The following is a 14,746-nucleotide window of genomic DNA, read 5'->3' on the forward strand; positions in this document are numbered from 1 at the left end:
TTGCGTGTTAGGCTATTGTTGTTTTATAGGCAGAATATCGACATGCAGGCACCTGAAATTCCAGTTAATCAATCTCACTTGGATTCTTTAGAAGACCAAGTTGAACGTTATAAGCAGGTTCTTGATGTGATGCCTGCCGGGGTGATTTTGTTGGATACGCAAGGTGTGGTGCGGGAAGCTAACCCAGAAGCGCAACGCATATTACAAGTTCCACTATCTGGCGAAAAATGGTATTCGATCATCCAAAGTGCGTTTGCACCAAAGGAAGACGATGGCCATGAAATATCGTTACGTAATGGCCGTAAAGTTAGGTTAGCGATTTCCGCCTCAACAACGGGACAACTGATATTAATTACTGATCTGACCGAAACGCGTTTATTGCAATCACGAATCAGCGATTTACAGCGTTTATCTTCTCTTGGGCGAATGGTGGCATCATTAGCCCACCAGGTGCGAACGCCATTATCCAGTGCCATGCTTTATGCCTCAAATTTAGGTGCGCCTAATCTACCAACCGCTACAAGAGAGCGTTTTCAGTCTAAGCTAGTAGACAGGCTTCATGACTTAGAAAAACAAGTTAATGATATGCTGTTGTTTGCAAAAGGTGGCGATAACAAGGTTATCAAGCCTTTTAGTATTGATGAATTAGTTAGCGAATTTGCACCGATGATTGAAACTGCATTGAAAAATAATGCAATTGATTATCACCAAGAAGTCGAACAAGACGAAACCGTGGTGCTTGGTAATGCCAACGCCATTGCATCAGCGCTTAGTAATTTGGTGATGAATGCTATCCAAATCTCGGGTAAAGCATCGCAAATTGATGTGTTTTTTCGTCCCGTTAATGGTGAACTACGAATTTCAGTTCAAGATAATGGCCCCGGTGTGCCAGCTGAGCTGCAAAGTAAAATTATGGAACCGTTTTTTACCACTCGTTCACAAGGAACGGGCTTAGGGCTGGCGGTTGTGCAGATGGTCTGTCGGGCTCATGATGGCCGATTAGAATTAATTTCTGAAGAAGGGGATGGTGCCTGCTTTACCATGTGCATCCCATTAAAGAGAGACGCCTCTTCTTCACAAACAGAGACTGGAGAATGATGATGGCTCAAAGCAAAGTCTTAATCGTTGAAGATGATGAAGGTCTACGCGAAGCATTAGTAGATACGCTGGCGCTGGCAGGTTATGAATGGCTAGAAGCCGATTGTGCTGAAGATGCGTTGATTAAACTGAAATCAAACCCTGTTGATATCGTTGTCTCTGATGTACAAATGGCTGGCATGGGAGGGTTAGCACTACTGCGAAATATCAAGCAGCATTGGCCTAACTTACCCGTACTGCTAATGACCGCCTACGCCAATATTGAAGATGCCGTTTCGGCGATGAAGGAAGGCGCCATCGACTATATGGCCAAGCCTTTTGCCCCGGAAGTGTTACTCAATATGGTCAGTCGCTACGCTCCAGTTAAATCGGATGATAATGGCGATGCGGTCGTTGCTGATGAAAAAAGCCTGCGTTTACTTGCTCTGGCAGACAAAGTGGCTAAAACCGATGCCAATGTGATGATCCTTGGTCCTAGTGGTTCGGGAAAAGAGGTGATGTCTCGCTATATCCACAATGCTTCATCACGAAAAGATGGTCCATTTGTTGCCATCAACTGTGCCGCGATTCCTGACAATATGTTAGAAGCTACCTTATTCGGTTATGAAAAAGGTGCATTTACTGGGGCGGTTCAAGCGTGTCCAGGTAAGTTTGAGCAAGCACAAGGCGGAACCATTTTACTTGATGAGATCAGTGAAATGGATTTAAACCTGCAAGCTAAATTACTGCGCGTACTACAAGAGCGCGAAGTCGAACGTCTTGGTGGCCGTAAAAGCATTAAATTAGACGTAAGGGTCTTAGCCACCAGTAACCGTGACCTAAAACAGTATGTACAAGAAGGGAATTTTCGTGATGACCTATACTATCGTTTGAACGTTTTCCCGATTTCTTGGCCGGCGCTGCGTGATAGAAAAGGTGATATAGAGCCTTTAGCCAATCATTTGGTTGAGCGTCATTGTACAAAACTAGGTTTGCCAGTGCCTAATATTGCTCCTGAAGCTATCGCTAAACTATTGAGTTACACTTGGCCTGGTAATGTCCGAGAACTGGATAATGTAGTCCAGCGAGCACTCATCCTTAGTGAGCAAAGTCATATTTCTGGCGAGCATATACTGCTTGAAGGCGTTGATTGGCAAGATGCGAGTAGCTTGCAGCAAATGGTGGAAAACACCGAGCTAGCAACACCGGATATTATGCCTATCGCCCAAGCTGAACCAAACAAATTATCCACCACCAATGGTGCTGCATTGGGTGATGAACTTCGAGACCAAGAATATACCATCATCATGGAAACCTTGGTTGAGTGCCAAGGACGTCGCAAAGAGATGGCGGAAAAATTAGGCGTTAGCCCACGTACATTGCGTTATAAATTAGCCAAAATGCGCGATGCAGGGATTGAAATTCCCAATTAGGTTAAACATTGGTGATGGCATATAAATTGCTCTATCCCTTTTATTCGGACATTGGTCAAAGATTTGGCGTTAGAGGTAGCAATGAGACTTGATGGTTTACACAGTGAAATGCAAACGATGATGTTGGAAGCAACCAATGCTCGTCCGGCAGCGACAGGTCAAAGTGTCAGTTCTGATTTTGGCGATATGCTGTCTAATGCGATTAACAATGTGAACGGTTTGCAAAAGGCATCAGGTAATTTGCAAACGCGCTTTGATCGTGGGGATGAAGATGTCTCATTATCGGATGTCATGATTGCACGCAACAAATCCAGCGTGGCCTTTGAAGCAACAATACAAGTGAGAAACAAACTTGTTGAAGCTTACAAAGAACTCATGAACATGCCTGTATAAATTAGGTAGTAGACAGTGGCAGATGATAAGCAAACAACCGACCTAGCCGTGAGTGGTGGTTCTGAACATGCATTAATGGCTGGTTCAGATTTAGATCTAGATACACAGAACCCAGATTTAGAAGAGAAGAGCTCTTCTAAATCGGATTTTGCAATGGGTGATTTAGACTTACTGCGTCAAGTAGTGCTTGTCTTGTCGATCTCCATCTGCGTTGCTCTCATTGTGATGCTGTTTTTCTGGGTTAAAGAGCCAGAAATGCGCCCACTCGGTGCGTATGAAACAGAAGAACTTATCCCTGTTCTAGACTACCTTGATCAGCAGAAACTCGACTACAAGCTCGATGGCAATACCATTTTAGTACCTTCCAGTGAATACAACAGTTTAAAACTGAATATGGTTCGCGCGGGCTTAAATCAAAACAAACAAGCGGGCGATGAAATTCTCATGCAAGACATGGGGTTTGGTGTTTCGCAACGTCTTGAGCAAGAGCGACTCAAACTCAGTCGTGAGCGACAACTTGCTAAAGCCATTGAAGAGATGAAACAAGTCAATAAAGCCCGAGTGTTATTGGCTTTACCAAAACAAAGTGTATTTGTTCGTCACAACCAAGAAGCCTCTGCCTCAGTGTTTCTTACCTTACGTACTGGCGCAAACCTCAAACAAGAAGAAGTCGACTCTATTGTCGATATGGTGGCCAGTGCCGTACCGGCAATGAAACCAAATCGCATTACCGTGACCGATCAACACGGTCGCTTGCTCAGTTCTGGTTCTCAAGACCCAATTTCATCAGCACGTCGTAAAGAACAAGAGCTTGAACGCAAACAAGAGCAAGCGTTACGAGACAAAATTGACTCCGTACTTATTCCTATTCTTGGTCTTGGTAATTATACCGCGCAAGTGGATATCCAATTAGACTTTAGCGCCGTTGAGCAAACCCGTAAGCGTTTTGATCCCAATACGCCCGCAACGCGCAGTGAGTACACTTTAGAAGATTACAACAATGGTAACGTGGTTGCCGGTGTTCCAGGAGCCTTGAGTAACCAACCCCCTGCTGATGCTTCTATCCCGCAAGATGTCGCACAAATGAAAGATGGCTCTTTGCTTGGGCAAGGTTCGGTTCATAAAGAAGCCACGCGCAATTTTGAATTGGACACCACCATTAGCCATGAACGAAAACAGTCCGGTGTGGTTGACCGCCAAACGGTAGCGGTTGCGATTAAGAACCGTTCTTCTGTCAATCCAGAAACCGGTGAAGTGACTTATACGCCACTTAGTGAGGGAGAAATTAATGCAATTCGTCAGGTGTTGGTTGGTACGGTAGGATTTAATGAAAATCGTGGTGATTTACTTAATGTCTTGAGCATGCAGTTTGCTGAACCTGAAATTGAAACCATTGCCGATGTACCCATTTGGGAGCATCCGAACTTTAATGACTGGATTCGTTGGTTCGCCAGTGCGTTGGTTATTGTGGTCGTGATTCTTGTTTTAGTTCGACCTGCGTTGAAAAAACTGCTTAATCCTGCTGCGGATGACGATGACCCAATGTATGGACCTGATGGCTTACCAATTGGTGCCAACGGTGAGACAAGCCTTATTGGTAGCGATATTGATGGCGGCGATCTATTCGAGTTTGGTTCAGGGATTGATTTACCAAACTTACATAAAGATGAAGACGTGCTGAAAGCGGTGCGTGCTCTTGTAGCGAATGAACCGGAACTTGCGGCTCAAGTAGTGAAGAATTGGATGCAAAATGCCTAACGAAATCATAGCTAAAGACCAAAGTGGTGGAGAAGTGACAGAATCGACCGTTGATATTTCAGCGATTTCCGGTGATGAAAAAGCGGCTATTTTGCTGTTGAGTTTAAACGAAGAAGATGCGGCGGGAATCATTCGCCATCTTGAGCCTAAACAGGTTCAACGAGTGGGGAGTGCCATGGCTAAAGCTAAGGAGCTTAGCCAAGAGAAGGTCGGTGCAGTTCATCGTGCTTTCCTTGAAGACATCCAAAAATACACCAACATCGGTATGGGCAGCGAAGACTTTATGCGTAATGCGCTTGTCGCTGCGCTAGGTGCTGATAAAGCCAATAACCTTGTTGACCAAATTCTATTAGGGACTGGATCGAAAGGCTTAGACTCTTTGAAATGGATGGACCCACGCCAAGTGGCGAGCATTATTGTCAACGAGCACCCGCAAATTCAGACCATTGTATTATCTTACTTAGAGCCTGATCAATCCGCAGAGATCTTGGCGCAGTTTGCAGAGCGAGACCGCTTGGATCTCTTGATGCGTATTGCCAACCTTGAAGAAGTTCAACCATCGGCACTGGCTGAATTGAACGAAATCATGGAGAAACAATTTGCAGGTCAAGCTGGTGCTCAAGCGGCGAAAATTGGTGGCTTGAAAGCTGCTGCTGACATCATGAACTACCTTGATAACAATATTGAAGGTATTCTCATGGATCAAATGCGTGAGCAAGACGAAGATATGGCTACTCAAATTGAAGACCTCATGTTTGTGTTTGAGAACTTGGTTGAAGTGGATGACCAAGGTATTCAGAAATTGCTGCGTGATGTACCACAAGATATCCTACAGAAAGCACTTAAAGGTGCTGATGATGCACTACGTGAAAAAGTCTTCAAAAACATGTCGAAGCGTGCTGCTGATATGATGAAAGATGACATTGAAGCCATGCCGCCAATCAAAGTTTCTGATGTTGAAACCGCACAGAAAGAAATTCTGGCCATTGCTCGTCGTATGGCTGACAACGGTGAAATTATGTTGTCTGGTGGTGCTGACGAATTCTTATAATCCATCCTTTACTGAATAATAGGTAGCATGATGTCTGGAGAAAGAAAACGCGGATTTTTACGTTTAGATACAGACGCTAATGTAGAGCAACCCAAAAAATGGGGGCTGCCAGACTACGGTGCTGAGGCGAATAAAAAAGCCAAAGAAACCGCGCTGAACTATGACCCAGGTTGGATGCCTAGCTTTGACGAACCTGAAGTAGAAGAACCATTACAACTGACCGAAGAAGAGATCGAACAGATCAAGCGAGGTGCTTATCAAGATGGTCTGCATCAAGGTCAGGAAGCGGGTTTTAAGCAAGGTTACGAAAAAGGAAAAGAAGAAGGGTTAGCGGCTGGGCATGAAGAAGGACGAGCGCAAGGCAAGGAAGAAGGGATTGCTGAAGGGCAATCCTTTATCGAACAACAAGTTGAAGTATTTGTTGGCTTAGCAAATCAATTTGCTCAACCTCTTGAATTGATGAACGCCCAAGTCGAAAAACAGTTGGTTGATATGGTATTGACGTTAGTTAAAGAGGTCGTCCATGTTGAAGTCCAAACTAATCCTCAAGTCATTCTTGATACGGTGAAATCTTCCGTTGAAGCACTCCCTGTTTCAGGCCATGCTATTACCTTAAAGCTGCACCCTGAAGACGTTGAAATCATTCGTTCGGCTTATGGTGAGAAAGAACTTGATTTTCGCAATTGGACGCTGGTCGGTGAACCTGCATTGAATCGTGCTGATGTGCAAATTGAAGCGGGTGAGTCGAGCGTCAACTACCGAATGGAAGATCGCATTCGCAGTGTACTGAAAAGTTTCTGTGGCACCAATCGTCATCAACAAGGTGAACACTAGTGTTAGCGCTTGCTGAACGTCTCAGTCAATACAAGACTGAAGGGTTAACCTGTAGGCCGATTGCGTCTGGCAAATTAGTGCGTGTCGTTGGGTTAACGCTTGAAGCCACAGGGTGTAAAGCACCGATTGGTAGCTTGTGTACGGTTGAAACCATGTCTGGTGAAATGGAAGCCGAAGTGGTTGGCTTTTCTGGAGACAATCTATACTTGATGCCAAGCGAGCAGATCACCGGTGTTTTGCCGGGGGCTAAAGTAACGCCGCTTACTGGTGATACAGGTTTGCCTGTTGGAATGGAATTACTCGGTCGTGTGATTGATGGTGTGGGTAATCCTCTTGATGGCCTTGGCCCTATCTATACCGAAAAGCGAGCCTCATTTAATGCTGAACCCATTAACCCTCTAGCGCGTAAGCCGATCACAGAGCCACTTGATGTGGGACTTAAAGCGATTAATGGTTTACTAACGGTTGGTAAGGGGCAGCGTATTGGTCTGTTTGCCGGTTCTGGTGTTGGTAAATCGGTTACTTTGGGCATGATGACGCGAGGCACTACCGCACAAGTGGTCGTGGTCGGTTTGATTGGTGAGCGTGGTCGAGAAGTTAAAGAATTTATCGAAGAGATTTTAGGTCTTGATGGGCGTCAACGTTCTGTAGTAGTTGCAGCGCCTGCTGACTCATCGCCGTTAATGCGACTTAAAGGTTGTCAAACAGCCCTGGCTATTGCCGAATATTTTCGTGACCAAGGCTTAGATGTTTTACTGCTAATGGACTCTCTGACTCGTTTCGCGCAAGCGCAGCGTGAAATTGCCTTATCGGTAGGTGAACCACCTGCAACTAAAGGTTATCCGCCTTCTGTGTTTGCGAAACTACCCGCGCTTGTTGAGCGCGCTGGTAATGGTGGGCCTACACAAGGTTCCATTACCGCATTTTTCACTGTTTTAACCGAAGGTGATGATTTACAAGATCCGATAGCCGATGCCTCTCGTGCTATTCTCGATGGTCACATAGTCTTGTCGCGTGAGATGGCTGATGCTGGGCATTACCCTGCCATTGATGTCGAAAAATCAGTTAGCCGTGTTATGCCACAGATTACAACTGACGAGCATATGCTAATGTCTAAAGCTGTGCGTCAAATACTCTCTATTTGTCGTAAAAATCAAGACTTGGTTTCGATTGGAGCTTACAAACCAGGGACCGATCCTGCTATCGATAGCGCTTTCACTCTCAAACCCAAACTTGATGAATATTTACAGCAAGGTATGAAGGATTCAGTGCCTTATGATATGTGCGTTAATATGCTTAAGCATGTGTTGCAGGTTGGGTAATAGTGAATGGATAACGCATTAGAATTTTTGTTAGAACAAGCGAAAGACAAAGAAGAAAAAGCGGCCATGGCGCTTAGTAAATCGCGCAGTGAATTGGATAGTTACTACAAACAACTATCACAGATTGAGCAATATCGCCTCGATTATTGCCAGCAGTTAGTTGATCGCGGTATGTCTGGACTTAGCGCAAGTGAATATGGTCATTTGAATCGGTTTCTTACTCAGTTAGATGAAACATTATCCAAGCAAAGAGATGCGGAACAGCACTTCAAAACACAAGTTGAGAACTGCCAAGATCATTGGTTGGAAGTGAGAAAGCAACGACGCTCTTACGAATGGCTGATAGATAAAAAGCAGACTGAAGCACAGCGCTTGCAGGAAAAGCGTGAGCAGAAACAAATGGATGAATTTTCAACATTATTGTTTAGCCGTAAGCGTTCTAACAACAACCCATTTTAACTGCCTCATTCATTCTCACATTGGCGCATTTCTTGCTTTGTTTTACTCCACTATCGGTGAAAAATGAATGAGAGGTTCGTTATCAACCTCTCATTGATTCACTTCATTCTCTGTTTCTAGTGCGAGCATCATGGATATGAATGTAAATATTACAACACCATCCGATACATCAAAAATAGCCAGTGTCAGCAAAGCAAGTACGGATTCTGCTAGTGAAGGCTCTGAATCGAAAGGCTTTTTCGAAAAGCTTACTGCGATCATTACGGGTTCCGATGCAAAAGAAGCGGCAGAGGCTAAATCTACTGAAGTTAAAGCGAGCATCCCCGTTGAGGTGGAAGCTGCCATTGATACTGAAGACGAGGCAGAAGTTGCCCCGCTAGATTCAAAGAATGCAAATGTAGAACAAGCGGCAGGTAAAAGTAGCGATGCTTTATTAGCTCAAAAACTTGATGGTGAAGAGCTAAGTGAAGAGGCTGAAATTTCACTCGGAGCAGATAAACGCTCCAAATCAAAATTGTCATCAGAGTCTGATGACGTTGCAATACAACAAAAAACAGCGCAAGTGATGAGTGATGGTGATGAAATTTTAGGTCGCCTCAACAGTGCAAATCAAGCTCTTACTGATGCGAACGGCAAAACTTTGCCACAAGAAAAAAGTCAACCACTTGAGGGGGCTAAAATCCAAATAGCCGATAGTATCGACCCTAAAATGGTGGCAGTTATTCCATCCTCTCCACTCAATGAAAATATGCATGCTAACAGCGTGATAAATGATGTTCAGCTCAGCCAGGCTGATAATCTTCAGCTTCAACAGGGTGAGCCTAAAGCAGACATTCCAGCGTCAGTCCAAAAATTCATTCAACAGCCAACCTCTGAACTCGCGCCGATAGAACAAGAATTATCACAGCGGGTACCTTTGACTGCGAGGGGAGAAGAGGAAGCGCAAAGCTATGAAGCTTCAGAGCAACATGCTATTGGTGCGCAGGCATTGATAGCCGCCTCTACAGTCGATACTCAACAAGTGGTTCAACCTCAATCAGCAGTGACTCCTACTAATGTCTTAGAAGTACAAGGCGAAACGGTTATTGCAAGTGATGCTGTACTGGCGGCAGCCATTCCTTGGGCTGGCGCAGCGGCGATAGAAGGGCAAGTTATCCCACTCGACGGTAGCGATAGTGCTGCTACATTAAAAGGCAAAAGTCAGGCGACCCCAGTAGCGAATTCGGTTCATCAAGCCTTAGTTCAGCAGCAGTCACAAACAATGCAAGCGTCAGTTGCGGCTGATAAAGCCGCATTGGCGAACTCAACACTTTCGGCTGCAGGAAGTGATGTCACTAACGCGCAGGTGCAGCAAATGATTAACACTATGCCTATGCAGACAGCAATCACACCAGAGCAACCTATAAGTCAGGCTGCACTGAAGGCGGCGTTAGGTGCAAAAGCGCTTGCCGGGCTTGGCGACAGTGGAACAGCCCAAGAGCACAAAGATAGCTCGCTTGCTCATCAAATATCGACTGCAGCAGGCCAGCAAGGCATCACGTCAGCGCAAAATCGTGCTGAGAACTTGCAGCAAGCAGCGCCTCAACCTCCTTTGCATCTCAATAAAGAGATGGCGAGTGATCAAATGGCAGAGCGTGTGCAAATGATGATGTCGAAAAATTTAAAGCATGTTGATATTCGTCTTGATCCACCTGAGCTAGGCCGTTTGCAAATTCGCATGAATATGAATGGTGATGGCGCGACGGTGCACTTCACTGTCGCTAACCATCAAGCTCGTGATGCGATAGAACAATCTATGCCGCGACTGCGAGAAATGCTTGCCCAGCAAGGAGTGCAATTGGGTGATACTTCGGTACAACAGCAAAATGCTGGACAGCAGCAGTCACGCTATGCATCAAGTGGTGATGGCCAACCTGGTCAATTATCACGCAATGAAAACTATTTGGGCGAAGAAAACCTTGATACGGACGTCAAACTTGATTTGAATGTCGCATCAAAGCGTGATGGAATCAGTTATTACGCTTAAACTAAATTAAAAATAACGACATAGAGAATATTATGGCTGATGAAGAGTTACAAACGGATGCTCCTAAAGGGAAGAAAAAGCTGCTCATTATCATTATTGCGGTCGTTGTATTATTGTTAGGCGGTGGTGGCGCGGCTTTCTTTTTAATGGGAAGTGATGATGGTGCTACAAGTAGTGAAGAAGCATCGACGCAAGTGGTTTTACCGGTCGATCCTGTGGCCTATGTTAATATCCCTCAACCGTTCGTGTTTAATGTTACCGGCGATAAAAGAGACCGCTTAGTTCAAATTAAAGTACAACTGATGGTCAGAGGATCAGAAAACGAAAATCTAGCTCGTTATCATTCACCATTGGTTGAGAGTTCACTGTTAGCAACGTTTGCTTCCGCTACGGTTGAGCAGCTTCGCAGTGCAACTGGTCGGGTTGAACTTAGAGATAAAGCAACTGATGATATTAAATCGGCGTTGACGAAAGCGGTTGGACAACCTGTTATCGAGAAAGTGTTATTTACCGATTTTGTAATTCAATAGGTGAAGCGTGACTGACTTATTAAGCCAAGACGAAATTGATGCGCTACTGCATGGCGTAGATACGGTTGATGAAGTTGAAGAAGAATTAGATCCCTCAGAAAACAGTGCGATCAATTTTGACTTCTCTTCTCAGGACCGTATCGTTCGTGGGCGAATGCCGACGCTAGAGCTGATCAATGAGCGCTTTGCGCGTCACATGCGTATTAGTTTATTTAACATGCTGCGTAAAACAGCCGAAGTATCAATCAACGGCGTACAGATGATGAAATTTGGTGAATACCAAAATACTCTTTATGTACCAACCAGCTTGAATATGGTGCGTTTTCGTCCTCTTAAAGGAACGGCATTGGTCACAATGGAAGCACGTTTAGTGTTTATCTTGGTGGAGAACTTCTTTGGTGGTGATGGGCGTTTTCACGCTCGTATTGAAGGGCGTGAATTTACACCAACAGAACGCCGTGTTATCCAACTGCTGTTGAAAATTGTATTCGGTGATTACAAAGAAGCGTGGTCGCCTGTAATGGGTGTTGAGTTTGAATACTTAGACTCTGAAGTGAACCCAAGCATGGCGAACATTGTGAGCCCAACAGAAGTCATCGTCGTTAGCTCATTCCATATTGAAGTTGATGGGGGAGGCGGTGATTTCCACGTGGTTATGCCATATTCAATGGTAGAGCCTATTCGCGAATTGCTCGATGCTGGTGTCCAGTCCGATAAAATGGAAACGGATGTCCGCTGGAGTTCAGCTTTGCGCGAAGAAATTATGGATGTTCCGGTTAATTTCAGAGTGAACTTGTTAGAACAAGACATCTCATTGCGAGATCTCATGGATCTACAAGTGGGCGATATCATACCGATTAAAATGCCTAAACATGCCACTATGTTTGTGGAAGAACTTCCTACTTACCGCGTGAAGATGGGGCGTTCTGGGGAGAAAATGGCGGTCCAAGTATCAGAGAAAATTAAACGTCCTGATGTAGTGAAAACCGACCTTGCCTTTTTAGGTAAAGACATCATGTCTGAATTTGAAGATGATGATGGCGAACAAGACAACGAAGAATTATAAAATAGGTAACGAAGATGGAACCAAGTGACGACCAAAAACTGGCGGATGAATGGGCTGCAGCCCTTGGTGAAGACCCGTCTGCACCGAATATTGATGTTGATGAAATACTTGCCGCGCCCCTTGATGAACTCAAAGACACGTCGCCACCGATCACAGAAGATGAGCGCCGTAAACTAGACACTATCATGGATATTCCCGTGACCATTTCGATGGAGGTCGGGCGTTCGAAAATCAGTATCCGTAACTTACTGCAATTGAACCAAGGCTCTGTTGTTGAACTTGATCGAATTGCCGGTGAGTCATTAGATGTGATGGTTAACGGTACCTTGATTGCGCACGGAGAAGTGGTGGTCGTGAACGATAAATTTGGTATTCGTTTAACGGATGTGATCAGCCAAACTGAGCGTATTAAAAAGTTGCGTTAAACCTATGCTGTTCATCGACAAAGAAGTGTTCTGATGAAGAAACTTACCAGTTTATTACTGTTCTCTGGCCAAGCGATGGCCGCTGCTAGTGAGCAATTAGATTTAGCGACCACCTTAGGGTCGCTTTTGTTCGTTATCGCCTTAATCTTCTTTTTAGCTTGGGTGCTAAAACGCATGCGGGTTCCTACTTTTGGCAACCAAAAAGGACTGAGCATTGTGCGCCAGCTTCCGCTTGGCACCAAAGAGCGTATCGTTATTGTCCAAGCTGGTGAAGAACAATTCTTAGTCGGTGTCACGACACAGTCCATTCAACTGATCGCGAAATTAGATACTCCACTGAAACAGGAGGAGCTAGAGGCCAGTCCTTTTGCCAGTCAACTGACTCAGCTATTGAATAAAAATGATAAGAAATAATCGCATAACCTTTTCAGGTTTATCTTCTCATCCGATGCATCTGTTTATTTTGATGATGACGTTGCTGTTTGCTCCAATCGCATTTTCACAGCAAGAACTAGCAACGCCAATTCCAAATACGGCTGCTGGTGCTGAGAGTATGACCGTCACCGCGATGAGCCGAGACAGCGGTGCTTCTCAAACTACCGCGTCTGGTTTTAGTGGTGGCGGTGGAATCCCCGCATTCACTGTGACCACCAACGCCAATGGTGGCGAAGATTATTCGATTAACCTACAGATATTAGCGTTGATGACCATGCTGGGCTTTTTGCCTGCCATGGTTATTTTAATGACATCCTTTACGCGCATCGTGATTGTGATGTCGATTTTACGTCAAGCGATGGGTTTGCAACAAACTCCGTCTAACCAAGTGATCATCGGCATTGCCATTTTCTTAACCTTTTTTATTATGTCTCCGGTGATTAATCAGATAAACGAACAAGCGGTACAGCCCTATCTCAACGAGCAGATAACAGCGCGGCAAGCGTTTGATACGGCGCAAGGGCCAATTAAAGCCTTTATGCTTAAACAAACACGGGTTAAAGACTTAGAAACCTTTGTCGAAATTTCAGGCTCTCAAGCTAATAATCCTGAAGATGTATCGATGGCGGTGCTGATCCCCGCTTTTATTACTTCTGAGCTGAAAACCGCGTTCCAAATTGGTTTTATGCTATTTTTGCCATTTTTGATCATCGACTTAGTAGTGGCATCTGTGCTGATGGCAATGGGTATGATGATGCTCTCGCCGATGATTGTTTCTCTACCTTTTAAACTGATGCTGTTTGTGCTGGTGGATGGATGGAATCTCATTCTTTCCACCCTTGCCGGCAGTTTTGCTTTGTAGCGGGAGGACGTATGACTCCTGAAATATTTGTCGAACTGTTCAGATCTGCATTGTGGATGGTGCTTATCATGGTATGCGCCATCATCATTCCAAGTTTGTTGATAGGTTTAGTGGTTGCTATTTTTCAGGCGGCCACTTCAATCAACGAACAAACGTTGAGTTTTCTACCACGTCTAATTGTGACGTTGCTAGCCCTAATGCTTTTCGCACACTGGATGACACAAATGCTGATGGAATTCTTTTTTTCCATCATTGAACGGCTACCACAGGTACTGTACTAGGAGCTTGAATGGAGTATCCAACAAGCGTCATTTTAGAATGGATTGCCAATTATTTTTGGCCATACACCCGTATTTCGGCCATGTTAATGGTAATGACGGTGACTGGGGCACGTTTTGTTTCAACTCGTATTCGCTTGTATTTGGGGTTGGCAATCACTTTCGCGGTTATGCCCGCGATTCCGGCTGTTCCTGAAAACATTCAACTGCTTTCATTTCAAGGTTTTCTTACTACTCTCGAGCAAATCATTATTGGTGTGGCGATGGGGATGGTCACACAATTTCTCATTCAAACCTTCGTTATGCTTGGTCAAATATTGGGTATGCAGGCGAGCTTAGGTTTCGCTTCGATGGTTGACCCTGCCAATGGTCAAAATACGCCACTGCTTGGCCAATTGTTTATGTTTTTAGCTACCATGTTCTTTTTGGCCACCGATGGCCATTTGAAGATGATTCAGCTATTGGTCTTTAGTTTTAAAACATTGCCGATCGGTAGTGGTTCATTGACTACGGTTGATTTTCGAGAAATAGCGTTATGGTTAGGCACGATGTTTAAAGTGGCTTTGAGTATGTCGTTGTCAGGTATTATTGCGTTATTGACGGTCAACTTATCCTTCGGGGTGATGACTCGTGCGGCACCTCAACTGAATATATTCTCGCTCGGTTTTGCTTTTGCCTTGTTGGTCGGTTTATTGCTGTGTTGGTATATTTTGGGCGGCCTGTATAGTCATTATGAACTATTCTGGTTAGAAGGTGAGCAGCAAGTTTGCCGCCTTATTCGTATGAACTGTTAGGAG

16 protein-coding genes are annotated in these 14,746 nt (G+C 44.8%); all 16 read left to right on the forward strand.

Annotated elements, in window-relative coordinates:
- Window positions 1-42 precede the first annotated feature (42 nt).
- The 16 genes from EYW48_RS10470 (at window position 43) to fliR (ending at window position 14,743) form a co-directional block, all read left to right on the forward strand.
- Window positions 43-1,098, forward strand: a complete 1,056-nt coding sequence (locus EYW48_RS10470) for an ATP-binding protein (RefSeq protein WP_053311862.1) — start codon at window positions 43-45, stop codon at window positions 1,096-1,098.
- Between the two features lie 2 nt (window positions 1,099-1,100).
- Entirely contained in the window at window positions 1,101-2,510 is a 1,410-nt protein-coding gene (locus tag EYW48_RS10475) for a sigma-54 dependent transcriptional regulator (protein ID WP_171980674.1), read from the forward strand.
- Window positions 2,511-2,591: 81 nt separating this feature from the next.
- Entirely contained in the window at window positions 2,592-2,903 is a 312-nt protein-coding gene (fliE, locus tag EYW48_RS10480) for a flagellar hook-basal body complex protein FliE (RefSeq protein WP_053311860.1), read from the forward strand.
- A 15-nt stretch (window positions 2,904-2,918) separates the two neighbouring features.
- Window positions 2,919-4,661: a flagellar basal-body MS-ring/collar protein FliF gene (gene fliF, locus EYW48_RS10485; protein ID WP_053311859.1), complete on the forward strand. Its 1,743-nt coding sequence runs from the start codon at window positions 2,919-2,921 to the stop codon at window positions 4,659-4,661.
- Window positions 4,654-5,712: a flagellar motor switch protein FliG gene (gene fliG, locus EYW48_RS10490; RefSeq protein WP_053311858.1), complete on the forward strand. Its 1,059-nt coding sequence runs from the start codon at window positions 4,654-4,656 to the stop codon at window positions 5,710-5,712. The genes fliF and fliG overlap by 8 nt, the downstream gene beginning before the upstream one ends.
- A gap of 30 nt (window positions 5,713-5,742) precedes the next feature.
- Window positions 5,743-6,546: a flagellar assembly protein FliH gene (gene fliH / locus EYW48_RS10495; protein WP_171980675.1), complete on the forward strand. Its 804-nt coding sequence runs from the start codon at window positions 5,743-5,745 to the stop codon at window positions 6,544-6,546.
- The gene (gene fliI, locus EYW48_RS10500) at window positions 6,546-7,868 is read left to right on the forward strand and encodes a flagellar protein export ATPase FliI (RefSeq protein WP_053311856.1); all 1,323 of its coding nucleotides are present in this window, start codon (window positions 6,546-6,548) and stop codon (window positions 7,866-7,868) included. The genes fliH and fliI overlap by 1 nt, the downstream gene beginning before the upstream one ends.
- A 6-nt stretch (window positions 7,869-7,874) precedes the next feature.
- Window positions 7,875-8,327 (forward strand): flagellar export protein FliJ, encoded by a 453-nt coding sequence (gene fliJ, locus EYW48_RS10505; RefSeq protein WP_053311855.1) that lies wholly within the window; start codon window positions 7,875-7,877, stop codon window positions 8,325-8,327.
- A 130-nt stretch (window positions 8,328-8,457) separates the two neighbouring features.
- Complete coding sequence (locus EYW48_RS10510) at window positions 8,458-10,353, forward strand: flagellar hook-length control protein FliK (RefSeq protein WP_277432388.1); 1,896 nt, start codon at window positions 8,458-8,460, stop codon at window positions 10,351-10,353.
- Between the two features lie 32 nt (window positions 10,354-10,385).
- Window positions 10,386-10,883: a flagellar basal body-associated protein FliL gene (gene fliL, locus EYW48_RS10515; RefSeq protein WP_172532325.1), complete on the forward strand. Its 498-nt coding sequence runs from the start codon at window positions 10,386-10,388 to the stop codon at window positions 10,881-10,883.
- A gap of 7 nt (window positions 10,884-10,890) precedes the next feature.
- Complete coding sequence (gene fliM / locus EYW48_RS10520) at window positions 10,891-11,949, forward strand: flagellar motor switch protein FliM (RefSeq protein WP_168780575.1); 1,059 nt, start codon at window positions 10,891-10,893, stop codon at window positions 11,947-11,949.
- A gap of 14 nt (window positions 11,950-11,963) precedes the next feature.
- Complete coding sequence (gene fliN, locus EYW48_RS10525) at window positions 11,964-12,374, forward strand: flagellar motor switch protein FliN (protein WP_053311852.1); 411 nt, start codon at window positions 11,964-11,966, stop codon at window positions 12,372-12,374.
- Window positions 12,375-12,407: 33 nt separating this feature from the next.
- Window positions 12,408-12,788, forward strand: a complete 381-nt coding sequence (gene fliO / locus EYW48_RS10530) for a flagellar biosynthetic protein FliO (protein ID WP_053311851.1) — start codon at window positions 12,408-12,410, stop codon at window positions 12,786-12,788.
- Window positions 12,789-12,822: 34 nt separating this feature from the next.
- Complete coding sequence (gene fliP / locus EYW48_RS10535; protein WP_171375476.1) at window positions 12,823-13,671, forward strand: flagellar type III secretion system pore protein FliP; 849 nt, start codon at window positions 12,823-12,825, stop codon at window positions 13,669-13,671.
- An 11-nt stretch (window positions 13,672-13,682) separates the two neighbouring features.
- Window positions 13,683-13,952 carry a flagellar biosynthesis protein FliQ gene (fliQ, locus tag EYW48_RS10540; RefSeq protein ID WP_053311849.1) on the forward strand — a complete coding sequence of 90 codons (270 nt, stop codon included), beginning with the start codon at window positions 13,683-13,685 and terminating at the stop codon, window positions 13,950-13,952.
- An 8-nt stretch (window positions 13,953-13,960) separates the two neighbouring features.
- Window positions 13,961-14,743 carry a flagellar biosynthetic protein FliR gene (gene fliR, locus EYW48_RS10545; protein WP_053311848.1) on the forward strand — a complete coding sequence of 261 codons (783 nt, stop codon included), beginning with the start codon at window positions 13,961-13,963 and terminating at the stop codon, window positions 14,741-14,743.
- Window positions 14,744-14,746 lie beyond the last annotated feature (3 nt).

It is taken from the genome of Vibrio sp. 1180_3, assembly GCF_029478545.1.
GTDB lineage: Bacteria > Pseudomonadota > Gammaproteobacteria > Enterobacterales > Vibrionaceae > Vibrio > Vibrio aestuarianus.

Excerpts from the sequence above, each read along its gene's own strand:
- EYW48_RS10470 (WP_053311862.1), top strand. The coding sequence starts at position 43 with ATGCAGGCACCTGAAATTCCAGTTAATCAATCTCACTTGGATTCTTTA.
- EYW48_RS10475 (WP_171980674.1), top strand. The coding sequence starts at position 1,101 with ATGGCTCAAAGCAAAGTCTTAATCGTTGAAGATGATGAAGGTCTACGC.
- fliE (WP_053311860.1), top strand. The coding sequence starts at position 2,592 with ATGAGACTTGATGGTTTACACAGTGAAATGCAAACGATGATGTTGGAA.
- fliG (WP_053311858.1), top strand. The coding sequence starts at position 4,654 with ATGCCTAACGAAATCATAGCTAAAGACCAAAGTGGTGGAGAAGTGACA.
- fliH (WP_171980675.1), top strand. The coding sequence starts at position 5,743 with ATGTCTGGAGAAAGAAAACGCGGATTTTTACGTTTAGATACAGACGCT.
- fliJ (WP_053311855.1), top strand. The coding sequence starts at position 7,875 with ATGGATAACGCATTAGAATTTTTGTTAGAACAAGCGAAAGACAAAGAA.
- EYW48_RS10510 (WP_277432388.1), top strand. The coding sequence starts at position 8,458 with ATGGATATGAATGTAAATATTACAACACCATCCGATACATCAAAAATA.
- fliL (WP_172532325.1), top strand. The coding sequence starts at position 10,386 with ATGGCTGATGAAGAGTTACAAACGGATGCTCCTAAAGGGAAGAAAAAG.
- fliN (WP_053311852.1), top strand. The coding sequence starts at position 11,964 with ATGGAACCAAGTGACGACCAAAAACTGGCGGATGAATGGGCTGCAGCC.
- fliO (WP_053311851.1), top strand. The coding sequence starts at position 12,408 with ATGAAGAAACTTACCAGTTTATTACTGTTCTCTGGCCAAGCGATGGCC.
- fliP (WP_171375476.1), top strand. The coding sequence starts at position 12,823 with ATGCATCTGTTTATTTTGATGATGACGTTGCTGTTTGCTCCAATCGCA.
- fliQ (WP_053311849.1), top strand. The coding sequence starts at position 13,683 with ATGACTCCTGAAATATTTGTCGAACTGTTCAGATCTGCATTGTGGATG.
- fliR (WP_053311848.1), top strand. The coding sequence starts at position 13,961 with ATGGAGTATCCAACAAGCGTCATTTTAGAATGGATTGCCAATTATTTT.